This window comes from Bisbaumannia salifodinae (genome assembly GCF_055388505.1).
Window position 1 is genome coordinate 3,226,726 of the sequence record NZ_AP043781.1, and the last position, 21,721, is coordinate 3,248,446.

General features: G+C 69.1%; 19 protein-coding genes and 1 tRNA gene. 16 read left to right on the top strand and 4 right to left on the bottom strand.

What is annotated here, in order from left to right; all coding sequences use genetic code 11:
- Window positions 1–40 precede the first annotated feature (40 nt).
- The gene (locus ACZ5EF_RS15085; RefSeq protein WP_346061794.1) at window positions 41–1,426 is read right to left on the bottom strand and encodes a DHA2 family efflux MFS transporter permease subunit; all 1,386 of its coding nucleotides are present in this window, start codon (window positions 1,424–1,426) and stop codon (window positions 41–43) included.
- Between the two features lie 214 nt (window positions 1,427–1,640).
- Here ACZ5EF_RS15085 and ACZ5EF_RS15090 point away from each other — a divergent pair, with 214 nt between their 5' ends.
- The 7 genes from ACZ5EF_RS15090 (at window position 1,641) to ACZ5EF_RS15120 (ending at window position 7,739) form a co-directional block, all read left to right on the top strand.
- Window positions 1,641–2,477: an ABC transporter ATP-binding protein gene (locus ACZ5EF_RS15090; protein ID WP_346061793.1), complete on the top strand. Its 837-nt coding sequence runs from the start codon at window positions 1,641–1,643 to the stop codon at window positions 2,475–2,477.
- Window positions 2,474–3,388 carry a sucrase ferredoxin gene (locus tag ACZ5EF_RS15095; RefSeq protein ID WP_346061792.1) on the top strand — a complete coding sequence of 305 codons (915 nt, stop codon included), beginning with the start codon at window positions 2,474–2,476 and terminating at the stop codon, window positions 3,386–3,388. Before ACZ5EF_RS15090 ends, ACZ5EF_RS15095 begins: the two co-directional genes overlap by 4 nt.
- 117 nt (window positions 3,389–3,505) lie before the next feature.
- Window positions 3,506–3,922: a DUF7282 domain-containing protein gene (locus ACZ5EF_RS15100; protein WP_346061791.1), complete on the top strand. Its 417-nt coding sequence runs from the start codon at window positions 3,506–3,508 to the stop codon at window positions 3,920–3,922.
- Window positions 3,923–4,132: 210 nt separating this feature from the next.
- Window positions 4,133–4,660 carry a helix-turn-helix domain-containing protein gene (locus tag ACZ5EF_RS15105; protein ID WP_346061790.1) on the top strand — a complete coding sequence of 176 codons (528 nt, stop codon included), beginning with the start codon at window positions 4,133–4,135 and terminating at the stop codon, window positions 4,658–4,660.
- Window positions 4,657–5,403, top strand: coding sequence for an AzlC family ABC transporter permease (locus tag ACZ5EF_RS15110; protein ID WP_346061789.1), 747 nt, complete (start codon window positions 4,657–4,659; stop codon window positions 5,401–5,403). The genes ACZ5EF_RS15105 and ACZ5EF_RS15110 overlap by 4 nt, the downstream gene beginning before the upstream one ends.
- Entirely contained in the window at window positions 5,396–5,734 is a 339-nt protein-coding gene (locus ACZ5EF_RS15115) for an AzlD domain-containing protein (RefSeq protein ID WP_346061788.1), read from the top strand. Before ACZ5EF_RS15110 ends, ACZ5EF_RS15115 begins: the two co-directional genes overlap by 8 nt.
- 118 nt (window positions 5,735–5,852) lie before the next feature.
- Window positions 5,853–7,739, top strand: coding sequence for a methyl-accepting chemotaxis protein (locus tag ACZ5EF_RS15120; RefSeq protein WP_346061787.1), 1,887 nt, complete (start codon window positions 5,853–5,855; stop codon window positions 7,737–7,739).
- A gap of 79 nt (window positions 7,740–7,818) precedes the next feature.
- Here the strand turns inward: ACZ5EF_RS15120 and ada are convergent, their stop codons facing one another.
- Complete coding sequence (gene ada, locus ACZ5EF_RS15125) at window positions 7,819–8,928, bottom strand: bifunctional DNA-binding transcriptional regulator/O6-methylguanine-DNA methyltransferase Ada (protein WP_346061786.1); 1,110 nt, start codon at window positions 8,926–8,928, stop codon at window positions 7,819–7,821.
- A 309-nt stretch (window positions 8,929–9,237) separates the two neighbouring features.
- Between ada and ACZ5EF_RS15130 the strand changes: the two genes are divergently transcribed.
- Together ACZ5EF_RS15130 and ACZ5EF_RS15135 are read left to right on the top strand one after the other, a co-directional pair.
- The gene (locus ACZ5EF_RS15130; RefSeq protein ID WP_346061785.1) at window positions 9,238–10,197 is read left to right on the top strand and encodes a DMT family transporter; all 960 of its coding nucleotides are present in this window, start codon (window positions 9,238–9,240) and stop codon (window positions 10,195–10,197) included.
- 139 nt (window positions 10,198–10,336) lie between these two features.
- The gene (locus tag ACZ5EF_RS15135) at window positions 10,337–10,612 is read left to right on the top strand and encodes a hypothetical protein (protein WP_346061784.1); all 276 of its coding nucleotides are present in this window, start codon (window positions 10,337–10,339) and stop codon (window positions 10,610–10,612) included.
- Between the two features lie 269 nt (window positions 10,613–10,881).
- Here ACZ5EF_RS15135 and ACZ5EF_RS15140 read toward each other — a convergent pair.
- Window positions 10,882–10,958, bottom strand: a tRNA-Ile gene (locus ACZ5EF_RS15140).
- Between the two features lie 154 nt (window positions 10,959–11,112).
- On the opposite strand from ACZ5EF_RS15140, the gene ACZ5EF_RS15145 reads away from it, so the two are divergent.
- The 5 genes from ACZ5EF_RS15145 to ACZ5EF_RS15165 all read left to right on the top strand — a co-directional run bounded on the left by ACZ5EF_RS15145 (window position 11,113) and on the right by ACZ5EF_RS15165 (window position 18,049).
- Entirely contained in the window at window positions 11,113–11,718 is a 606-nt protein-coding gene (locus tag ACZ5EF_RS15145; RefSeq protein WP_346061783.1) for a hypothetical protein, read from the top strand.
- A gap of 272 nt (window positions 11,719–11,990) precedes the next feature.
- Complete coding sequence (locus tag ACZ5EF_RS15150; protein WP_346061782.1) at window positions 11,991–14,159, top strand: TonB-dependent receptor; 2,169 nt, start codon at window positions 11,991–11,993, stop codon at window positions 14,157–14,159.
- Between the two features lie 7 nt (window positions 14,160–14,166).
- Window positions 14,167–14,895 carry a siderophore-iron reductase FhuF gene (gene fhuF / locus ACZ5EF_RS15155; RefSeq protein ID WP_346061781.1) on the top strand — a complete coding sequence of 243 codons (729 nt, stop codon included), beginning with the start codon at window positions 14,167–14,169 and terminating at the stop codon, window positions 14,893–14,895.
- Window positions 14,896–14,913: 18 nt separating this feature from the next.
- The gene (locus ACZ5EF_RS15160; protein WP_346061780.1) at window positions 14,914–15,858 is read left to right on the top strand and encodes a helix-turn-helix transcriptional regulator; all 945 of its coding nucleotides are present in this window, start codon (window positions 14,914–14,916) and stop codon (window positions 15,856–15,858) included.
- A 106-nt stretch (window positions 15,859–15,964) separates the two neighbouring features.
- Window positions 15,965–18,049 (top strand): TonB-dependent siderophore receptor, encoded by a 2,085-nt coding sequence (locus ACZ5EF_RS15165; RefSeq protein ID WP_346061779.1) that lies wholly within the window; start codon window positions 15,965–15,967, stop codon window positions 18,047–18,049.
- 86 nt (window positions 18,050–18,135) lie between these two features.
- On the opposite strand, the gene ACZ5EF_RS15170 is transcribed toward ACZ5EF_RS15165, so the two are convergent.
- Entirely contained in the window at window positions 18,136–19,935 is a 1,800-nt protein-coding gene (locus ACZ5EF_RS15170) for an ABC transporter ATP-binding protein (RefSeq protein ID WP_346061778.1), read from the bottom strand.
- Window positions 19,936–20,071: 136 nt separating this feature from the next.
- Between ACZ5EF_RS15170 and ACZ5EF_RS15175 the strand changes: the two genes are divergently transcribed.
- Both ACZ5EF_RS15175 and ACZ5EF_RS15180 read left to right on the top strand, forming a co-directional pair.
- Window positions 20,072–20,839, top strand: coding sequence for an ABC transporter ATP-binding protein (locus ACZ5EF_RS15175; protein ID WP_346061777.1), 768 nt, complete (start codon window positions 20,072–20,074; stop codon window positions 20,837–20,839).
- A gap of 3 nt (window positions 20,840–20,842) precedes the next feature.
- Window positions 20,843–21,721 (top strand): ABC transporter substrate-binding protein, encoded by an 879-nt coding sequence (locus ACZ5EF_RS15180; protein WP_346061776.1) that lies wholly within the window; start codon window positions 20,843–20,845, stop codon window positions 21,719–21,721.

Genomic DNA, 21,721 nt, shown 5'->3' on the forward strand with positions numbered 1-21,721 from the left:
ACAGGTTCGGCGCCGACAACGCACGTGCTCCATGTCCCCCTCACGAGGGCACGGGCGCCGGCCCGCCCCGATCCCGGCTTGGCGCCAGGGACCAGGCCAGGGGAAGGACCACCAGTACTAGCAAGGCCAGGGCGACGAAGGCCTCGCTCAGCGCCCCCAGGGCCGCCTCGCCAGCGGAAGCGCCCTGGGCCAGATGCTGAACGCCACGCAGATCGTGGTGCAGGGCCAGCAGCACCACACCCAGCGACGAGGCGAGCCGCCGGCCCAGGTTGTTCAGGGTCGAGGCTTGGGCGATGCGGGCGTCGGGCACGGCATTGAGGCCCACCGCCGTCACCGGCAGGTAGCCGAAGCCCATCCCCGCCCCGCGCGCCGCCATCAGCACGACGATCAGCCACAAGGGGGCCTCGGCCCCCAGGGCGGCCAGCCCCAGCAAAGCGGCCACCGTCACCAGCAGGCCGAAAATCACCACCTGGCGAGACGCCTGGCGATCCACCAGGCGTCCGGCCCAGGGTGAACAGATGGCCGCCACCAGGGCGGTGGGGAGGAAGACCAGGCCGGTGGTCAGGGCATCATGCCCCTGGACATGCTGCATCCAGATCGGGATCAGCAGCAGGCAACCGAAGGCCGAGATGGCCTGGACACAAGCGAGCAGCACGCTGGCGCGGTAGGCGCGAATGGCGAAGAGGCCGAGATCGAGCAACGGATACGCCGCACGACGCGCCTGGCGCACGAAGCCGCCGAGCAGCAGCAGGCCCCCAAGCAGCGGCACCCAGCCCGAGGCCTCGAGCAGGTCGGCCGGCGAGGCAAGGGCCCCCAGGGCGATCAGCACCAGCCCCATGCCCAGGGTCACCAGCAGGAAGCCACGCAGGTCGAAGCGCCGTGAGCGATCGGCGACGCCCGCCTCGAGATGGCGATGGCCGCACCACAGCCCCAGGACGGCAACGGGCAGGTTCATCAGGAACAGGGCCTGCCAGCGACTCACCTCCAGCAGCAGCCCGCCCAGGCTCGGCCCCACGGCCGGTGCGATCATCACGGCGAAGCCCCAAATGCCACTTACCCGCCCCCGTCGTTCGGCGGGGCAAACCGCGAAGATCAGCGGCAGCGACAGCGGAATCATCAGGCCCGCGGCCACGCCCTGCAGCCCCCGCGCCATCAGCACCCCGCTCAGGGTCGTGGCAAGCGCACCGACCAGGGAGGCACCCAGGAACAACCACGACCCCGCCAGGTAGAGGCGCCGATCACCCCAGCGATCGGCAAGGTAGCCGGTCAGCGGCATGGTCATGCCCATGGCCACCAGAAACAGGGTCATCACCCAGCCCACCCGGGTGGCGCCGGCGTCGAATACCCGCATCAGCTCGGGAATCGCCAGGTTCAGGGCACTGTTGTTGAGGCTAACGGTACAGGTTCCCAGCAGTACGGTTAGCAATACGCGATGCGTGCGGCGATCCCGGGACGACATGGGACTCCCTTGACGATATTGGTAAACGGCCAGGCCGGGCCTCCCGGGGAGGGCGGCAACGCCCGCCAGGCCGCCGACATGACGGGCACCTCACGGGGCCGGCGCGGTCGAGGAAGCATCGCATTGTAAATGAGAATTCCTTATACTTCTCGCCTCGATCGCAAGGCACGGCCAGTCAATGATGTCATCCCCCTCAGCCCAATCCCGCCTCGCGGGTGAATCCCTGACCGCCGGCTACGAGGGCCGACGGGTCCTCGATGGCGTCGACTTCCGGGTCGAGGAGGGTCGCGTCACGGTGCTGCTGGGCCCCAACGGCAGCGGCAAGTCGACCCTGCTCAAGACCCTGGCCCGCACCCTGACCCCGGAGCGGGGCCGCGTGCTCCTCGACGGCCGGGAGATCCACCGCTACCGCACCCGCGAGGTCGCCCACCGCCTGGGCATCCTGCCCCAGAGCCCCTCCGCCCCGGAGGGCATGACGGTGCGCGAGCTGGTGGGCATGGGGCGCTTTCCCCACCAGCGGCTATGGCGGCAGTGGTCGACGGAGGACGAGCGGGCGGTCAAGGAGGCCATGGCCATCGCCCGGGTCGACGATTTCGCCGGCCGCCCGGTGGATGCCCTCTCCGGCGGCCAGCGCCAGCGCTGCTGGATCGCCATGGTGCTGGCCCAGGAGACCGACCTGATCCTGCTCGACGAGCCCACCACCTACCTCGACCTCAAGGTCCAGGTCGACCTGCTGGAGCTGCTGGTGCGCCTGGCCCACGAGCGGGGCCGCACCCTGCTGGTGGTGCTCCACGACCTCAACCTGGCCGCCGCCTACGCCGATGTGCTGGTGATGATGCGCGACGGCCGCATCGAGCACCATGGCCCTCCGGAGGCGGTCTTCACCGCCGCCAACCTCAAGGCGGTCTTCGACCTGGACGCCGAGGTAATGCGCGCCCCGAGCACCGACCGGCCGATCTGCGTGCCGGCCCTGGGGGCCGCCGCGATGCCCGGCCCGCGCCAGGAGGTCCCGGCATGAGCGCGGTCCAGCAATTCTGCGCCGTGGAGAGCGCCGCCCAGGGCGATCCCCTGGCCGGTAGCGGCGTCCATGCCGAGCGCAACCTGCTGCTGAGCTGGCCGCGCCGCCACTGGGGACGCAACCTGCGCCGGGCCGGTGGCATGAGCGAGGCCCTGCTGGCCCGCCTCGACGCCCTGGCCGAGGGCGGCCGGCGGGTCAACCTGATCCATCGCCGCGACCAACCCGAGGAGTCCCACCGCCTCTACCTGATGCCCGAGAATCGGGATTTCGCGGTGCCCCGCGACGAACTCCCGGCGTTTCTCGAGGCCTTCGAGCGCGACGCCGACCTGGCGGCCTGGGAGCGGCCGGCCCCCACGGCGCCGCTGCTGCTGTGTTGCACCCACGGCAAGAAGGACAAGTGCTGCGCCAAGTTCGGCTATGCTGCCTACAAGGCCCTGGCCGCGGCCGTCGAGGCCCGCCCCGACCTGCCCTTCGAGGTCTGGGAGAGCACCCACCTGGGCGGCTGCCGCCTGGCCGCCAGTGCCCTGGTCTTTCCCGCCCTGCGCAAGTACGGGCGCATCCCCCCCGACGACGTCATCCCGCTGCTCGAGAGCGAGGCCGCGGGACGCCCCTACCTGCCCTGCTACCGGGGCGACTCGCGGCTCAGTCCGCTGGAGCAGTGCGCCCAGGTGGCGGCGCTGGAGTGGCTGGCGGAGCGCGGCGAGCCCGCCACCGAGCTGGAGGTGGTCGGCGTCGAGGAGCGGACCGAGCGGGCCCGGGTCATCCTGAGGCGCCGCGATCGGGAGGGCGACGAGCTAAGCGTCACCTGCGAGACCCGCGAGGTCCTGCGCCTCGATACCTGCGCCGATATCGACGACGGCGGCCCCAGCCTCAGCCGCGTCTGGCAGGCCACCGCCATCGAGCCCCACTAGGCGACGCGATTTTTTTCTCCCGCCTGCATCCGCTCGCCGTCTCTCCGCGTAACCAGGGATGGGCCCATCATTCGCCACCTTCGCGATGGGTCATGCCCAGAGATCAAGGAGAGAACCATGATGAAGCTCGTGACAAGCGCCGTCGTATCCGCCGCCCTGCTCACCGGGGCCACCCTGGCCCAGGCCGAGATGCACCCGGAGGTCTGGGCCGATGACCAGTCCGTCGCCGGCGGCACGGTCTCGGCGGAAAAGGTCATGACGGACCGCAACGGCTGGCTGGTCGTGCACCGCACCGACGAGAGCCGCGCCCCCGGCCCAGTGGTCGGCCACGCCCCCCTCAAGGAGGGCGAGAACCAGGACGTGACCGCCATCCTCACCGAGGAAGTCATGGCCGGCGATCATCTGATGCTGATGATCCACGGCGAAGAGGGCGGCATGCAGACCGGCATCTTCGAATACACCCTGGGCGCCTCGGAAGATGGCCCCATCCGCCTGGATGGCGACCTGGTAATGACCGTGATCACCGCCCAGTAAGCCCTGTCGGCGGGGCCACCACGGCCCCGCCTCTACTCCCCCCTCCCCCGAAGCGCGATCCCTTCCGGCCCCGATAACGGCGGCCGTCGATGGCGTCTGGCCGGGCCGCCCCGCCTGACCATCTCGACTGGCCGACTTGACCGACTGACTTGACAGGCTCATGTTCCCTATATAGAACGTTCATTAAAAGGAACAACCGAGACCCTCGTCATGGACAAGCTCGCCCTCGGCACCCTGGGCCAACACCTGCAGTCCCTGCGCCAGGCGCAGGGCTGGTCGCTGTCGCAGCTGGCCGCCGCCGCCGGCATCGCCAAGTCGAACCTGTCGCGCCTCGAGCAGGGCAACGGCAACCCCACCCTGGACACCATCTGGCGCCTGGCGGTGCAGCTCAAGGTGCCCTTCGGCACCCTGGTCGCCCCCATCGCCGTGCCCCTGGGCGAGGATGGCGTGGAGGTGCGGCTGCTCGACCAGGGCAAGGACCGCCCCCAGGTCGACGCCTACTGGATGCGCTGCGCGCCGCATACCACGCGCCTCGCCGAGCCCCACACCCCCGGCGCCCGGGAATCCCTGACCCTGATCAGCGGCCACCTGGAGGCCGGCCCGGAGGGCGACACCCGGCACCTCTCGGCCGGCGACAGCCTGACCTTCGCCGCCGACCGCCCGCATCTTTATCGCACCGGCGACGCCTGGGCCACACTGCTGCTAAGCGTCGTCTATCACGAGGAGACCAGCCGATGAGCCTGGACGCCACGACCTCACCCGGCCGCCCCTGGCTGACCGGCATGCGCGAGGCCATTCCCCTGCTCGGCGGCTATGTGCCGGTGGCCATCTCCTTCGGGCTGATCGCCACCCAGGCCGGCTTCACCCCCTGGGAGGCCGTGGTGATCTCCACCCTGGTCTATGCCGGCGCCTCCCAGTTCCTGTTCGTCGGCATGGTCGCCGCCGGGGCGCCGCTGTGGCTGGTGGTGGTCATGACGCTGCTGATCAACCTGCGCCATGTGGTCTACGCCCCCAACCTGGCCCCCTGGCTGACGCCCAGCCGCGCCTGGCCCTGGCTGATGCACGGCCTCACCGATCAGGTCTTCGCCCTGGCCCACGCCCGCCTGCCCCAGCTGCCGGCCGCCCAGCGCCTCGGCTGGTTCGGCGGCGCCGCCCTGCTGGCCTGGGCGAGCTGGATCGGCGGCACGGCCCTGGGGGCCCTGGCCGGCGGCGAGCTGGTCGCCCGCTGGGCGCTGATGGGCGAGATCCTGCCCTTCGCCCTGCCCGCCCTCTTCCTGGTACTGGTGGCGCCCCGCTTCACCTCGCGGCGCTGGAGCCTGGCCCTGGGCCTGACCGTCCTGGTCGCCCTGGCGTTGACGATCCTGGGCTTCACCAACCTGGCGATTCCTCTCGCCGCCGCCTGCGGCGCCCTGTGCTTCCAGGTCGTCAAGTTCGGCCCCGCCAAGCAAGCAGCACACGCGCAAGGAGACCGCCATGAGTAGCGCCCTGTGGATCGCCGTCCTCGCCTCGGCACTCGGCACCCTGCTGATGCGTGTGCTGCCGCTGCTGTGGATGCGGCGCCGCCTCGAGCGCCTCGGTGACGACGACGGCCTGGAGGCCATGCCCCAGTGGCTGAGCCTGCTCGGCCCGGTGATGATCGCCGCCGTCTTCGGGGTCTCGCTGATGCCGGTGACCCCGGGCCTGCTGTCCTGGATCGCCACCGCCATCGGCGTACTGGCGACCCTGGCCGTGTGGTGGGTCAAGCGCACCCTGGGCTGGCCGGTGGCGGCGGGCGTGGCCGCCTATGGCGCCGTGGTGATGCTTTTCGGGTGAGCCCCCTAAGCCAGCCGGGCGATGCCTACAGTTTTCCCCTGACCCGCCGATAGCGTATTGACCAATCGGTCAATACAAGCGCATCCGCCCTGAGGGTGCGCCAGCCAGGGGAATAACAATGAAGCACCTGACGATTGCCAAGAAACTGCTGATCGGCATCAGCCTGAGCATGATCCTGATCGTCGGCGGGGTGACGGCCATTCAGTATCATCTGTTCAGCGACCTGATCACCGACCGGGTCACCGGCGCCGAACTGCCGGCCACCCTCGAAAGCATTCGCAACGACATCGACGCCACCCTGACCGGGCCGATCACCACGGCCCGGGGCCTGGCCGATAACGGCTATCTGCAGGAGTGGCTGGCCCGGGGCGAGTCGCGGGCGGAAGGCGAACGCGCCGTGGCTCACCTCGAACGGCTGCAGCAACGCACCGGGGCCAACACCGTCTTCTATGTGTCGGCGCTCAGCGGCAACTACTACACGGCCGAGGGCATCGCCCGCACCCTGAACCGGGAACAGGACGCCTGGTTCTATCGCCTGGTCGAGGGGGCCGACGCCCCCGAGTACACCCTGGATATCGATTCCGAAGGCGGCGAGCTGAAGGTCTTTATCAACCACGTGATCGAACTGGACGGCGAGCGCGTGGGGATCGCCGGGGTCGGCTATGCCCTGGACGCCATGGCCGAGACGATCAGCGACTACCGGCTCGGCGAGTCCGGCATGGTGTTCCTGGCGAACCGGGACGGCCGGATCAGCGTGCACCCCGACGGCGCCGCCATGGCCGGTCGGCCGGTGGCGGAGCTGCCCGGCTGGGAAACCCAGGCCGCCGAGCTGCTGGCGGGGTCGGGCTATCGCGACGCCACCCTCACCGACGAGCACGGCGCCGAACAGCTGGTCGCGGCCATCGAAGTGCCCGGCACCGACTGGGTCGTCTTCGCCCAGATACCGCGCAGCGAACTGTTCGCCGACCTCAACCGGGCGGTGCTGCTGGTCATCCTGATCGTGGCCGTGGTCATGCTGGCGAGCCTGGCGAGCCTGGCCCTGCTGCTGCGCACCCTGTTCCGCCCCATTCGACGCACCGCGGAGACCCTGCGCGAGATCGCCGCCGGCGATGGCGACCTGACCCTGCGCCTCCCCGTGCAGGGCCGGGACGAAGCGAGCGAACTCGCCATTCAGTTCAACGCCTTCGCCGACAAGATGCATGACGTGCTAGCCCGGGTCAGGAGCAGCAGCGACGCCGTGCGCCACGCCGCCCAGGAGATCGCCAGCGGCGGCCGGGACATGGCGCGACGCACCGACCAGGCGGCCTCCAGCCTGCAGCAGACCTCGGCCTCGATGGAGCAAATCACCGGCACGGTGGAAAACACCTCGGCCTCATCCGGCGAAGCCAACCGGCTCTCGCAATCCGCCGCCGAGCTGGCCCAGGGCACCGGCGACACCGTCTCTCGGGTGGTGACCACCATGGGCGAGATCCAGCACGCCTCCGAACGGATCGGCGACATCATCAAGGTCATGGACGACATCGCCTTCCAGACCAACCTGCTGGCGCTCAACGCCTCGGTGGAAGCGGCCCGCGCCGGCGAAAGCGGCAAGGGCTTCGCCGTGGTGGCGAACGAGGTTCGCCAGCTGGCCACCCGCAGCGCCCAGGCCTCACGGGATATCCGCGGCCTGATCGACGCCTCCGGCGAGAAGGTCCGGGGCGGCACCCGGCTGGTGCGCGACGCCGGCAGCGCCATGCACGACCTGGTCGAGGTGGTGAACCGCGTGGCGGGCATGCTGGGCGAGATCAGCCATGCCACCACCGAGCAGAGCGATGGCATCGGCCAGGTCAATATCGCCGTGGCCGAACTCGACCGCATGACCCAGCAGAACGCCTCGCTGGCGGAGGAATCCACCTCCGCCGCCGACCAACTGCGCGAACAAGCCGACCGCCTCGCGGAACTGGTCGGCAGCTTCACGCTCAAGGACGAACCACGGGAAAACCAACGGCTTCCGGCGCTGGCGTAGTCCTACGAGGCCGACGAAGGATCGAAGGCGGCGACATGGAGGTCGCTCGCCTTCGATCCTATCTAGCGATGGCGCCTCCTCATTCGTCTTCCCTCGCCCGCCTGGCGCCCCCTGCTCGTGCCGCCTCGCGCTCGAGCAGGGTGCGCTTTCTCTCCACGCCCCAACGGTAGCCGGAGAGCGCCCCGTCGCTGCGCACGACCCGGTGGCAGGGAATGGCAAGCGCGAGGGGGTTGGAGGCGCAGGCCCTCGCCACGGCACGAACCGCCTTGGGAGAGCCGATCCGCTCCGCCAACTCCGCATAGCTGATCGTGCTACCGACGGGAATCTCGGTCAGCGCCTGCCAGACGCGCTGCTGAAAGGCGGTACCACGAATGTCCAGCGGCAGTGACAATCCGACACCCGGCGCCTCGACGAACGCCACCACCTTGGCCACCCAAGCGTCGAAGCGCTTGCCCCCGGGGATCAGGTTGGCGTTGGCGAACTGCTCCTGGAACGCCTGCAACAGCTGCTCCGGATCGCTCCCCAGGGAAATGGCACAGATGCCCTTTTCGCTGGTCGCCACCAGTATCGTGCCCAACGAGCATTCTCCCAGGGCGAACTGAATCTCCATGCCCTTCCCTCCCTCGCGATAACGCTTGGGTGTCATGCCCAGCATGCGTTCGGCACCGGCATAGAAGCGCCCGCTGGAATTGAAACCCGCCTCATAGATCGCGTCGGTGACCGTCTCTTGCTGCGTCAGTGCCTGGCGCACACGATCCGCCCGGCAAGCGGCCGCGTAGGCCCTGGGCGTGAGTCCGGTGACCGACTTGAAGACACGATGGAAGTGGAAACGACTCAGCCCCGCCACCCGTGCCAGTTCGTCGAGTGATGGCAGCGCTTCGCCGTGTTCGATAAGACGGCAGGCCCTGGCGACGCTCTGGGCGTGCCGCTGGGGCAAGGAGGCGTCCTGGGGACGACAACGCTGACAGGGCCGGTACCCCGCCTCCTCGGCGGCGGCCGCATCGGCATGGAACTCGGCATTTTCACGGCGCGGACGGCGAGATGGGCAGGTGGGGCGACAATAGATCCCGGTGGTGCGCACGGCATAGACGAAGGCATCGTCCGCGGCGGCGGCGCGGGTCAGTACCGCGGCCCATTTCGCCTCATCGGAAGCGAAGCGAAGGGATGAGTCGTCGGATGTCTCGTTCATGGCGGGCTCCTGCAGAGGCTTCGGCAATCTCCGTGAGTGCAAGATGCGCCCCGACGTCGACTGGCACACTCCGCCTCTTGCTTTCAAAGCGAACTCACGCGCGCTGGGTAACGAGGCATGCCCGCTTTCGCTCGCGTGACGGCTTCGACCCTCTGCCACTCTACCACGCCGATAGCGACCGCCAGTGGAGGGCCCCAACAAGACATTGAGTCGCACGACCTCCCCTTCGAGTTCCAGGGCAAGAAGCGAAGTTCCCTCACCGCTTCACTGACCTAGGCTGCTAGGGTTTCCCCGACCGGAGTAGTCGCGATGAAGACGATCGATCGAACCATGGGGCCCATGGAGTGGGCGTTGTTGCTGAGCTTGTCGATGCTGTGGGGCGGCTCGTTCTTTTTCGTGGGGGTGGCCGTCGAGGACCTCGGGCCGCTCACCATCGTGGCCCTGCGAGTGGGCCTGGCCGCCGTGGCGCTGAACGCCTGGATTCTCCTGCGGGACCAGCGCATGCCACTCGACCCGGGGCTATGGGCCGCCTTCTTCGGCATGGGCCTGCTCAACAACATGATTCCCTTCAGCCTGATTGCCTGGGGACAGGGGCATATCGCCAGTGGCTTAGCGTCGATTCTCAACGCCACCACGCCATTTTTCACCCTCGTCGTGGCGCACGTCCTCACCCGCGACGAGCCTCTCACCCCAGGCCGCCTCCTGGGCGTGGCCATCGGCTTCGCCGGTGTGGTGTACATGCTGGGCAGCGAGGTTCACGCGGGTACCGCCAGCCACTCTTGGGCACAGCTGGCGGTGCTGGCCGGCGCCCTCTCTTATGCCTTTGCCGGGGTCTTCGGGCGCCGCTTTCGCCGGCTGGGCTGCTCGCCCCTGGTGGCCGCCTGTGGTCAGGTCACGGCCTCGGCGCTGGTGCTGATGCCCTTGGCCCTGGGGGTGGAGCGCTTCTGGCAATCGCCCTGGCCGGGGCCGGCCACCTGGTCGGCGGTGGTCGGCCTGGCACTGTTCTCGACCGCCCTGGCGTACCTGATCTATTTCCGCCTGCTGGCGAGCGCGGGGGCGACGAACCTGTTGCTGGTCACGTTCCTGATCCCGGCCAGCGCCATTCTGCTGGGGATATTCGTGCTGGGCGAGCGGCTGGAGTGGCGCCATCTGGCCGGCATGGGGCTGATCGGCCTCGGGCTGGTATCCATCGACGGCCGGCCGTGGAAGTGGCTCCGAAGCGTGGCCTACGCGTGTTGGAAGGCCCGGCGAGAAGGAGCGAGCCGATGACCGATCCGACGCCTGATTCCTCCGCCCCCGCCTCCGCCCGCCGACGGCCCATCGCCATGCCGCTGATTGGCATGGTCCTGGGAGTGGCCATGTGCCTGGTCTCGTGGCTGGTGGCGGATGCTCCCGGCCAGGGGGGGCGATGCTCGCGATCATGCTGTCCTACGCGACAGTGATGCGCCATGGCCAGCGCTTCGAGACCGTCCGGGTACTCAGTCAGGCCTCGCCGCTAGATAAACGCCATGCGCTGATCCAGCAGCGCGCCCTGGCGATCGCCTACCATGCAGTGCTTGGCGTCGCCCTGATCGGCTTTATCTGGGAGATGGCGCATGGTGCCACCGGCGCCTTTACACTGATCTGCTTCGTCGGCGGCACCACCCATATGCTCGCCACGGAGATCCTGCGCCGGCGCTCGTAGGCTGGCGTCCCGAAAAAGGTGACGCCGATCGAGGCCTGCCACCAGGCAGGCGCCATGCCGGGACGGCAGGAGACGGCCATCGATACCCAGCTTCGGCTCCGCTCGGCCCGTCTGTGGCGATGGCGAGTTGCCGCCACGCTTTTTGGAGGGCCGAGACGACCGAGCGCTCCAGGGTCACGACGGTCGGGGCATACGGAACCCGACATGTAGACAGATACCGCGAAGAACAGCGAACGGAAGGGGAAAGCTAAGCGTAAGTGACTGATTCTTGGTGGGCCCAGCTGGACTCGAACCAGCGACCAAGGGATTATGAGTCCCCTGCTCTAACCAACTGAGCTATAGGCCCATCGCGGGAGGGGCGCTTGGCAGCGCGGGCGTATGATAGCGAATGCCGATTAGCGAGGCTAGCCCGGGGCCGAGGTAAGGGCCGGTTTCGTGGGGCGGCGGCACTTTCTGCGTCCCTGCGGGTCTGTGCTGAACGCGTCCTTAGAGAGCCCACCATGATGAAAGCGCCCGCCATGAAGGCCACCCTGCCTAGCCTGTTTCTGTCATTGCTCGCCCTTTCCGCCTTGCCCGCCCAGGCCGCTTGGCAGCTGGATGGGGAAAACAGCAAAGTGGAGGCGACGGTGATCGCCATCACGCCCCAGGGCCCCTCGCCCCACACCCACCAGATCCGCGACCTGCATGGCGATATCGATGCCGAGGGGCGGCTGCGCCTGCCGTTGCGCCTGGCCCAGACCGATGTGCTGGATCGCCTGGGCCCGCTGCCGCCCTGGCTGTCGGGCTTTACCGACCGGCCCCTGGCGACCCTGACCACCCAGCTGGCGCCACAGCGCCTGGACAGCCTGGCGGTGGGTGACTCCCGGGTGGAGACCCTCACCATGACGATGGAGGCCAATGGTCGCCATCACCAGACGCCGGTACCGCTGCGTTTCTCGCGCCTGGATGGCACCACCATCCGCGTCACCGCTGCCGAGCGCATGGTGCTGGATGGCCAGGAGCTGATGGCCAACCCGACCCTGCGCGGGGTGCTGCTGATGCTCGGCTATGAACAGATCGGCGACGAGGTGCCGGTAAACCTGGATGCCCTGCTGGTCGATCGCTGAGTCGAACGATATCCAAGGGCGACTGCGTCGCCCAATCGCCGAGGCGTCGGACCGGCGGAATCCACGCTCCCACAAAACCAGTGACCACCAGGACTCCCATCATGGTATTCACGCCAGAGTGCGAAGAGCCTTGTCGTTCGCTTGGCGCCAGGAGCAATAAATACGAATAACTATTATTGAGTTTTTGCTTGTTGTTGGTATCCTTCGGCTGCTTACGAATTCATTTCCCGGGGCCCCAAGACCCCGGTATCCCTTCGCCGACAGGATCCCCCATGAAGAAGTCGCTGACCCTCGGCCTGGCCATCGCCGCCGGCACTACCCCCCTCGCCTTGCAGGCCCAGCAGACGGAAACGCAGGAGACGCTGGTGGTGGTGGGCTCGCGCACACCGACCCAGATCAGCCAGATCCCCGGGGCGGTGTGGATCGTCGAGCAGCAGGAGCTGCAGCAGCAAATCGAGGGCGGCGCCGACCTCAAGACCGCCCTGGGCCGCCTGGTGCCGGGCCTCGACCTGGCGCCCCAGGGGCGCACCAACTATGGCCAGAACCTGCGTGGGCGCAGCGTCCAGGTGCTGATCGACGGCGTCTCGCTGAATGGCTCCCGGGGCCTGTCGCGGCAGTTCGACAGCATCGATCCCTTCAATATCGAGCGGGTGGAGGTACTCTCCGGGGCCAGCAGCCTCTATGGTGGCGGCGCCACCGGCGGCATCATCAATATCATCACCCGCCGCGGCGAGGCAGGCGCTCCCCAGGGCCGCAGCGAGGCCGGCGTCACCACCGGCTTCAACCGCGGCGACGACCGCGACTTCCGCCTCGCCCAATCGGTCAGCGCCGGCAACGAGCGAGTGCAGGGCTACCTGGGGGTCGCCTACCAGGACAACGGCCGCCACTTCGACGGCGCCGGCGAGGAGATCTTCCCGGATATCGCCCAGACCGACCTGCAGGACAACCGCAGCATCGATATCCTCGGCAACCTGGGCGTCGACCTGGCGCCGCAGCAACGCCTGGACCTGACCGCCCAGCTCTACCGCTCCGGCTTCGAGGGCGAGCGTGGCGTCTATTTCCCCAATCTGGATGCCGCCAGCCCGAACCTGAACGACGCCGAGATCCGCGATGGCTATCGCTCGGATCGCGATCCGACCACCGACCGCCAACTGATCAATCTGCAGTACCACCATGGCGATCTGCTGGGGCAGGACTTCTACCTGCAGGCCTTCCATCGCGAGGAAGACGCCAACTTCCAGGCCTTCCCCTATCCGGATCCCCACTGGAGCGCCCCCGACGCCTACGAGTTCCGCGCCTCCCAGCAGAGTACCCGCCTCTCCGGCCTCAAGGCGCTGTTCGATGCCGAGCTCGGCGAGACGCTCGCGCTGAGCTACGGCCTGGATTTCGATCGCGAGAACTTCGACGCCAACCAGATGATCTTCGACCGCGCCACCACCGACGCCAGCGGCGGCCTGGTGCAGTCGGCGGCCCGCGTCGAACCCCGCTACCCAGGCTACCGGATCGATACCACCTCGGCCTTCGCCCAGAGCGACTGGCAGCTGACCGAGGCCCTCAAGCTCTCCGCCGGCCTGCGCCACCAGCGCATGGACGTGGCGGTGGACGATTTCCCGACCGTGACAGATAGCGGTACTTCAGTCACCGTACCGGGCGGAGAAAACGACTATTCGGCGACCCTGTTCAATGCCAGCGCCCTCTACGATTTCGGCAACGGCCACCAGAGCTGGCTGCGCTATAGCCAGGGCTTCGAGCTGCCGGACCCGGCCAAGCATTATGGCCAGGCCAAGGATGCGGATGGCGGTGGTGTCATCGTGACCGATGTGGCCGGAAGTCCCCTCTCCGCTATAGAAACCGATCAGATCGAGCTGGGCTGGCGCTACCAGGGCGGCGACTGGATGGCCCAGGCGGCGGCCTACTATTCCTGGTCCGACAAGGCCGTGGAGAATGACACAGACCTGAGCGTGGTCGTGGTGGACCAGGACAAGCGCGACTATGGCCTGGAAGGCGCCGTGACCCACTACTTCGACCACGGTCTGGAGGCCGGCGGCACCCTGCACCTGACGCGTTCCGAGCAGCGTAGCGCCGCGGGTGGCTGGGAGAATCGCGACGCCCGCTACGCCTCGGTGTCCGCCGCCACCGCCTTCGTCGGCTGGTCCGACTTCCAACGCTCGGCGCGCCTGCAGGCCAACCACGCCTTCGACCTGGAGGACGACGCCGACCGCCGCATCGACGGCTTCACCACCCTGGACCTGACCCTGGGTCAGCGCACCGACCTGGGGCGCTTCAGCCTCGGCGTGCAGAACCTGCTGGATGAGCAGTACTCCACGGTCTGGGGCCAGCGCGCCGCCATGTTCTACTCCCCCTACTATGGGCCGGAGTACCTCTACGACTACCAGGGCCGCGGGCGCACCTACACCCTAACCTGGTCGCTGGAGTACTGAGGTCGCCATGCCCAGCCCCCTGGAGGCGCTCTACGCCGGCCCCATGGCGGCCCTGGTGCCGCCCGGCGTCGGCGAGCCGCCGCCCTCCGCCCTGGCCGCCCGGGAGCTGCTCGAGCCCGGGCGCCTGGCGGCCCGGCTGGATCACTTCGCCCACCAGTACGATCGGGGCGACCGCCGCGCGGTGGCCTCGCTATGGTCGAAGTGGCATCTCAGCGCGGTGATCTCGGCGGGGCTGGCCGCCAACCTGCTGCTGGAGCGCGACCTGCCCCTGGGGCTCGAGGCGTTGCACCTGGAGCTCGCCCCCGAGGGCCAGACCCGGCGCCTGTGGCTGCCCCACGACGGCACGCCCCTGGCCTCCCAGGACCCCTTCGCGCGCTTCGCGACGCTGATCGACGCTCACCTCACGCCGCTGATCGCCGTCCTGGCCGCGTATTCCGGGGCCTCCCCCAAGGTGTTCTGGAGCAATGCCGGCAATTACTTCGAGTACTTCGCCGAGGCCCTGGAGGCGCACCCCATGGCGAGCCCCGGGGCGGCCGAGCCGGCCCGGGAGCTGCTGGCGGCCCGCCAGTTGCCGGACGGGCGCCGCAACCCGCTCTTCCAACCGGTGCGCTACCTGGCCGACGCCGCCGGGGGCGAGCCCGAGCGGCGCCGGCGCCTGTGCTGCATCCGCTACCTGATTCCCGAGCTCGGCTACTGCGGCAACTGCCCGCTGAGCCATCGCGACACTCGCCGCTAAGCGGAGGAAGACGAAGCCATGACGACCACCGCCACCCGCCGCCATACCGTCGCGGATTTTCTCGGCTACGGTCGCCGCTACCGCATCGACTATCGCTTCCCGGCGGCACCGAGCCAGCCGGAGCGCGCCGCCCGGTTGCCCATCGCCCAGGGGCGGGTGGAGACGCTCGCCCTGACGGCGGGGGCCGAACTGGTGCTCTCCGACCTGGAGGTGGTCCAGCCCTATGCGTCCCGCTCCCGGGGCCAGGCGGCGCTGCTGATCGTGGTGGTGATGGAGGGCCGGGTACGCCTGGGCACCCTGGAGGCGGAGCGCTGGCTGACCGCCGGCGAGGCCTTTACCCTGCGTCTCGACGAGCGCCAGATCCTCAGCGCCCACCAGCCCGCCGGCCAGCGCCTGCGCACCCTCAGCCTGGCCCTGGACGAGGCGGCCATGCACCAGTGGTGCGGCGAGGCCCTGCCGACGCAGGCCCCAAGTGCCTGGTCGCTGCCCAACGCCCTGAGCCTGACCCTGGAGCAGGGCTATCGCTGCGAGCTGACCGGCCAGCCCCGCCGGCTGCTGTTCCAGGGGCTGGCTCTGCAGCTGCTGGCCCGGGGGCTGGCACCCCCCGTCCGGGACACCCCCCAGACGACGGCCCCCACGGCCTCGCCTGGCCGGCGCCTGGAGGCGCTTCGCCGCCTGCTGGAAGAGGCCCCCGAGCGCGAGCATAGCCTGGAGGCCCTGGCGTCCCGGGCCGCCATGAGCCCCAGCACCCTGGTACGCCGCTTCAAGGCCGCCTACGGCTGCTCGCCCATCGACTACCTGCGCCGCCGGCGCCTGGCCCGGGCCCGGGAGCTGCTGCTCAGCGGGCATAGTGTCCAGCAGGCCGCCCACCTGAGCGGCTATCGCCATGCCAGCAATTTCATCACCGCCTTCCGCCGCGCCTATGGCGTGTCGCCGGGCAGCCTGGCGAGTTCCCGCCACTGAGACAGGCTGACGCCCGCCCATAACCGCTTGCGCGGCACGCATAACTCACCGGGGTGAAAAAGTGGAACAATTCTCACTTTCAAATCAATAGACCCGAGAGTGATCCATGCCCCCTTTGCACCGCCTGACGCTCGCCGTCGCCCTGGCCTCCGCCCCGCTGTCCACGCCGCTGCTCGCCGCTGAGCCCCAGGAGTCCCTGGAGACCATGACGGTCACCGCCAGCGCCGCCACCAAGACCGAGACGCCCTTTATCGAGACGCCCCAGGCGGTCTCGCTGGTCGAGCGGGATGACTGGGAAACCCGCGGCGCCGAGAGCGTCCAGCGTGCCGCCGACTATACCCCCGGCGTCTTCACCAACCAGATCGGCGCCTCCAACCGCTACAACTACCTGGTGTTGCGCGGCTTCGCCGACGGCAGCATCAACAACACCTTCCTCGACGGCCTCAAGGTGATGAGCGACGGCGGCTCCTTCAGCTCCCTGGTGATCGACCCCTGGTTCCTGGAGCGCCTCGAGGTGGTCAAGGGCCCCGCCTCGGTGCTCTATGGCCGCGCCTCCCCCGGCGGCCTGGTGGCCCAGACCAGCCGTCGTCCAGAGTTCGAGTCCGGCGGCGAGCTGCGCCTGCGCCTGGGCAACAACGCCCAGCGCGGCGCCGCCTTCGACGTCACCGGCCCGCTGGACGCCGAGCGCCGCCTGGCCTTCCGCCTCACCGGCCTGGCCCGCGCCGCCGATACCCAGTTCGGCCCGGTCGAGGAGGAGCGCTACGCCTTCGCCCCCCAGCTCACCTGGGACATCAATGACGCCACCAGCCTGACCCTGCACGCCTACCTGCACCGCGACCCGGAGGGCAGCTCCCACTCCGGCCTGCCCTTCGAGGGCACGGTGGTAGACCGCAACGGCCGGCGCATCTCCAACAACTTCTTCGAGGGCGAGGAGGATTTCGAGAAATTCGAGCGCGACCAGGTCATGGTCGGCTACGAGTTCGAGCATCGCTTCAGCGACGCCCTGAGCGCCCGGCAGCGGCTGCGCTACACCGAGACCGAGGTGGAGCTGGGCCAGGTCTACGCCTTCGGCTGGGCGTCGGCCACCGAGCTCAACCGCTACTTCTCCGGCGGCGACGAGTCCCTCGACGCCCTGACCGTGGATAACCAACTGGAGGCGCGCCTGGCCACCGGCGGCGTGGATCACACCCTGCTGCTGGGCCTGGACTACCAGCAGCGCGACAACGAGGTGCTCTGGACCTCAGGGGCCTTCCCCGCCATCGACGCCTTCGATCCCCAGTACGGCGCCGGCCCCAGCATGATGTTCCCCGAGACACGCGAGCACCGCGAGCTGGAGCAGACCGGCGTCTACCTGCAGGATCAGCTGGCCTTCGGCAACTGGCACGCCAACCTGGGCCTGCGTCACGACTGGGTGGATATCACCAATAGCGACCCGGTGAGCGGCGCGGCGAGCGAGCTGGACGACACCCAGGTCAGCGGCCGCGCCGGCCTGCTCTACCGCTTCGACAACGGCCTGGCGCCCTATGCCAGCTACTCCACCTCCTTCAGCCCCAACAGCACCACCGACCAGAACGGCGACCTGCTGGCCCCCACCGAGGGCGAACAGGTCGAGCTGGGCCTGAAGTACCAGCCGCCGGGGACGCGCAACCGCTACAGCCTCGCCCTCTTCGATATCACCCAGGAGAACGTCTCCTCCAAGCTGCCCAACGAGACCTTCTATCGCGCCACCGGCGAGATCCAATCCCGGGGCATCGAACTGGAGGCGCATAGCCAGCTGACCGAGGCCCTCTCGGTGCAGGCCGCCTACAGCTACACCGACGTGACCCTGGAGAAGACCGGCGACGCCACCCAGGGCAATCACGACAACCAGGTGCCGCGCCACCAGCTCGCGGTCTGGGGCAACTACGCCGTCCAATCCGGCGCCCTGGCCGGCCTGGATGCGGGGCTCGGCATGCGCTACCACGCCGATATCCATGCCGACGACGCCAACACCGAGATGGTGCCGGACTACACCCTGGTCGACGCCACCCTGGGCTATGACCTGAGCCGCCTGGGCCTCGACGGCATGAGCGCGCGCCTCAACGTCGGCAACCTGCTCGACGAGGAGTACGTGGCCTCCTGCTACGACCTGAACTTCTGCTACTTCGGCGCCGAGCGCAGCGTTACCGCGACCCTCAACTACGCCTTCTGATGCTCCTCCCCGGGCCTTGGCCCGAAACGCACAACGGCGGCCCCAGGGCCGCCGTTGTGCGTTTAGTGCGGAGACACCCAGCGGCGTCAGAACACCGAGAGGGCATCCTCCTCGGCGCTGCCGGTCTGCACCCACCATTGGGCGGCGTAGCGCCCCTCGGCGGCCAGCAGCTCGGCGTGGCTGCCCTGCTCCACCACCCGGCCGGCCTCGATCACGGCGATCCGGTCGGCGTGCACGATGGTCGAGAGGCGGTGGGCGATCATGATCACGGTGCGGCCGTGGGCGATCTTGCGCAGGGAGCGCTGGATGGCCGCCTCGGTCTCGTTGTCCACGGCGCTGGTGGCCTCATCCAGCACCAGGATCGGCGGGTCCTTGAGCAGCGCCCGAGCCAGCGACAGGCGCTGGCGCTGGCCGCCGGAGAGGCGCACGCCGCGCTCGCCCACCGGGGTATCGAGCCCCTGGGGCAGGGCCCGGATAAACTCCCAGGCCTCGGCGACCTTGGCCGCCTCGGTGATCTCGTCCTCCGAAGCGTCCGGCCTGCCGTAGGCGATATTGTCGCGAATCGAGCCCTCGAACAGGTAGACGTCCTGGCTGACCAGGCCGATGGCGCCGCGCAGCGCGGCCAGGCTCACCGCCTCGATGGGCCGGTCGTCGATCAGCACCCGCCCGGCGGCGGGGTCGTAGAAGCGCAGCAGCAGCTTGATCAGGGTCGACTTGCCGGAGCCGGTGGCCCCCACCAGGGCCAGGGTATGCCCCGCCGGCACCGCCAGGTCGATGCCCTCCACGCCCACCTCGCTATTGGCGTAGCGGAAGCTCACCCCCTCGAAGCGCACCGCGCCGCGCACCGGCGTCGGTAGCGCCGCCTCGCCGCTGTCCTTGACGGTGATCGGCACCGCCAGCAGGTCGAGGATGCGCCGGGTGCTGGCCATGGCCCGCTCGAAGAGATCGATCACCTGGGCCAGGCCGGTCAGCGGCCACAGCAGGCGCTGGGTCAGGAACACCAGCACCCCGTAGGCGCCCACGTTGAGGTCGCCGCGCAGGGCCATCATGCCGCCCACGGTGAAGGTGGCCAGGAAGCCGGTGAGGATTGCCATGCGGATCACCGGAATAAAGGCCGAGCTGAGGCGGATGGCGCGGCGGTTGGCCTCCACATAGGCCTCGCTGGCCTGGCGCAGCCGCTCGGCCTCCCGGGCCTCGCTGGTGAAGCTCTTGATGGTGGCGATCCCCGCCAGGTTATTGCTCAGGCGGCTGGCCAGGTCGCCCACCTTCTCGCGCACCTCGGCGTAGAGGGGCCCCGCCTTGCGCTGGAAGAAGAAGGCGCCCCAGATGATCAGCGGAATCGGCGTAAAGGCGAGCAGGGCGATCAGCGGCGAGAGCACGAAGAACACCGCCCCCACCGCCACCACGGTGACCCCCACCTGGATCATGGCGTTGGCGCCGCCATCCAGGAAGCGCTCCAGTTGGTTGACGTCGTCGTTCATGGTGGCGACGAGCTGCCCCGAGCTTTTCGACTCGAAGTAGGCCATGTCCAGGCGCTGGGCATGCTCGTAGGCGTCCTGGCGCAGGTCGGCCTGCAGCCGCTGGGCCAGGTTGCGCCACAGGATCTGGAAGAGGTACTCGAAGAGCGACTCGCCGGCCCAGATCACGAAGGTCAGCACCCCGAGCATCATGATCTGTTCCTGGGGCGTCTCGAAGCCGAGGCGCGCCACGAAACTGCGCTCCTGATTGACCACCACGTCGATGGCCACCCCGATCAGGATCTCCGGGGCGATATCGAAGAGCTTGTTGATGATGGAGCAGGCGGTGGCCGCGATGATGCGACGGCGATAGCCCCGGGCATAGCGCAGCAGGCGCCCCAGGGCATGGAAACTGGAGGTGTGGGACATGAGGACTTCCTTTCTCGATAGCCCGCCAAGGGTAGAGGATTTCCCCCGGCGACACCACGCCGATATGATTGATAAAGCTTCTTGTTTGACTTAACCTTCGCAGCCGATACTGACTCGCCCCGCCGGGAGAATCGCCATGTTCGAGACCCGCGCCGCCACCTTCGAGGTGGATGGCAAGCGCCTGCTCCAGCCTACCGAGCTGTGCCTCGGCGAGGGCCTGGTGCATGGCCTGATCGGCCATAACGGCTCCGGCAAGTCGACCCTGCTCAAGCTGCTGGCCCGCCAGCAGCCGGCGAGCGGCGGCGAGGTGCGCCTCGACGGCCGGCCGCTCGCCGCCTGGGGCCAGCGCGAATTCGCCCGCCGGGTGGCCTACCTGCCCCAGCACCTGCCCACCACCGATAGCCTGACCGGGCGCGAGCTGGTGGCCTTCGGCCGCTACCCCTGGCACGGCCTGCTGGGCCGCCACGGCGCCGAGGATGACGCCGCCATCGAGCGCGCCCTGGCGCTGACCCACACCGAGCGCTTCGCCGACCGCCTGGTGGATACCCTCTCCGGCGGCGAACGCCAACGCCTCTGGCTGGCCATGCTGCTGGCCCAGGGCAGCGGCTTCCTGCTCCTCGACGAGCCCCTGGCGGCCCTGGATATCGCCCACCAGGTGGAGGTGCTGGAGCTGATCCGCCGCCTCTGCGGCGAGCTGGGCCTGGGGGTGATCATCGTCCTCCACGACATCAACCTGGCGGCCCGCTACTGCGACCGCCTGGTGGCCCTGCACGGCGGCCGCCTGCTGGCCCAGGGCGAGCCCGGGACGCTGATGAACGACGCCACCCTGGAGGCGATCTACGGCCTGCCGCTGCGGGTGGTGCCCCACCCTAGCGGCGCCCACCCCATGGCGGTGGTGCCCTAGGCCATGCTCCACGCCCGACACCTTGCGCGCCTGGCCATCCTGGCCCTGCTGCTCGCCACCCCCTTCGTCGCCCCCCTCGCTCAAGAGGAAGGCGGCGCGCCCCGCCTGGCCAGCCTCGACTGGACCCTGGCCGAGACCCTGGTGGCCCTGGGCCATCCCCCCGTGACGCTGGGCCAGGTAGCGGCCTATCACGCCTGGGTGGGCGAGCCGGCGCTGCCCGACTCGGTGATCGACCTGGGCCTGCGCAGCCAGCCCAACCTGGAGCGGCTGGCCGCCCTGGCCCCCGAACGCATCCTGATCTCGCCGATGTTCGCCAACCTGACGCCGCGCCTCGAGCGTATCGCCCCGGTCAGCGAACTGACCCTCTATGCCCCCGGCGAGGCCACCTGGCCACAGCTGCTGGCCCTGACCCGGGAGCTGGCGGCGCGGGTCGAGGACCCCGCCGCCGGCGAGGCGCTGATCGAGGCCAGCGAGGCGCGCCTGGCCGAGCTGCGCGAGCGCCTGCCCGAGACCGGCGAGCCGCTGCTGATCGTGCAATTCATGGATGCCCGCCATGTGCGGGTGTTCGGCGCCAATGGCCTCTACCAGGCGGTGCTGGAGCGCCTGGGGCTGGAGAACGCCTGGACGCGCCCCACCAATGCCTGGGGCTTCAGCCTGGCCAGCCTGGAGGAACTGGCCACCATCGAGGCGCGCCTGGTGGTGGTGGAACCCTACCCCCGGGGCGTCGAGGCACGACTCACCGACAGCGGCCTCTGGCAGCACCAGCCCAGCGTCGCCGCCGACCGGGTGATCACCCTGCCGCCGGTGTGGAGCTTCGGCGCCCTGCCCTCGGCGGTACGGTTCGCCGAGCTGCTGGTCGGCGCCCTGGAGAGCCAGCCATGA

Coding starts and splice junctions, on each gene's coding strand:
- ACZ5EF_RS15090 (WP_346061793.1), top strand. CDS start 1,641: ATGTCATCCCCCTCAGCCCAATCCCGCCTCGCGGGTGAATCCCTGACC.
- ACZ5EF_RS15095 (WP_346061792.1), top strand. CDS start 2,474: ATGAGCGCGGTCCAGCAATTCTGCGCCGTGGAGAGCGCCGCCCAGGGC.
- ACZ5EF_RS15100 (WP_346061791.1), top strand. CDS start 3,506: ATGATGAAGCTCGTGACAAGCGCCGTCGTATCCGCCGCCCTGCTCACC.
- ACZ5EF_RS15105 (WP_346061790.1), top strand. CDS start 4,133: ATGGACAAGCTCGCCCTCGGCACCCTGGGCCAACACCTGCAGTCCCTG.
- ACZ5EF_RS15110 (WP_346061789.1), top strand. CDS start 4,657: ATGAGCCTGGACGCCACGACCTCACCCGGCCGCCCCTGGCTGACCGGC.
- ACZ5EF_RS15115 (WP_346061788.1), top strand. CDS start 5,396: ATGAGTAGCGCCCTGTGGATCGCCGTCCTCGCCTCGGCACTCGGCACC.
- ACZ5EF_RS15120 (WP_346061787.1), top strand. CDS start 5,853: ATGAAGCACCTGACGATTGCCAAGAAACTGCTGATCGGCATCAGCCTG.
- ada (WP_346061786.1), bottom strand. CDS start 8,928: ATGAACGAGACATCCGACGACTCATCCCTTCGCTTCGCTTCCGATGAG.
- ACZ5EF_RS15130 (WP_346061785.1), top strand. CDS start 9,238: ATGAAGACGATCGATCGAACCATGGGGCCCATGGAGTGGGCGTTGTTG.
- ACZ5EF_RS15135 (WP_346061784.1), top strand. CDS start 10,337: ATGCTCGCGATCATGCTGTCCTACGCGACAGTGATGCGCCATGGCCAG.
- ACZ5EF_RS15145 (WP_346061783.1), top strand. CDS start 11,113: ATGATGAAAGCGCCCGCCATGAAGGCCACCCTGCCTAGCCTGTTTCTG.
- ACZ5EF_RS15150 (WP_346061782.1), top strand. CDS start 11,991: ATGAAGAAGTCGCTGACCCTCGGCCTGGCCATCGCCGCCGGCACTACC.
- fhuF (WP_346061781.1), top strand. CDS start 14,167: ATGCCCAGCCCCCTGGAGGCGCTCTACGCCGGCCCCATGGCGGCCCTG.
- ACZ5EF_RS15160 (WP_346061780.1), top strand. CDS start 14,914: ATGACGACCACCGCCACCCGCCGCCATACCGTCGCGGATTTTCTCGGC.
- ACZ5EF_RS15165 (WP_346061779.1), top strand. CDS start 15,965: ATGCCCCCTTTGCACCGCCTGACGCTCGCCGTCGCCCTGGCCTCCGCC.
- ACZ5EF_RS15170 (WP_346061778.1), bottom strand. CDS start 19,935: ATGTCCCACACCTCCAGTTTCCATGCCCTGGGGCGCCTGCTGCGCTAT.
- ACZ5EF_RS15175 (WP_346061777.1), top strand. CDS start 20,072: ATGTTCGAGACCCGCGCCGCCACCTTCGAGGTGGATGGCAAGCGCCTG.
- ACZ5EF_RS15180 (WP_346061776.1), top strand. CDS start 20,843: ATGCTCCACGCCCGACACCTTGCGCGCCTGGCCATCCTGGCCCTGCTG.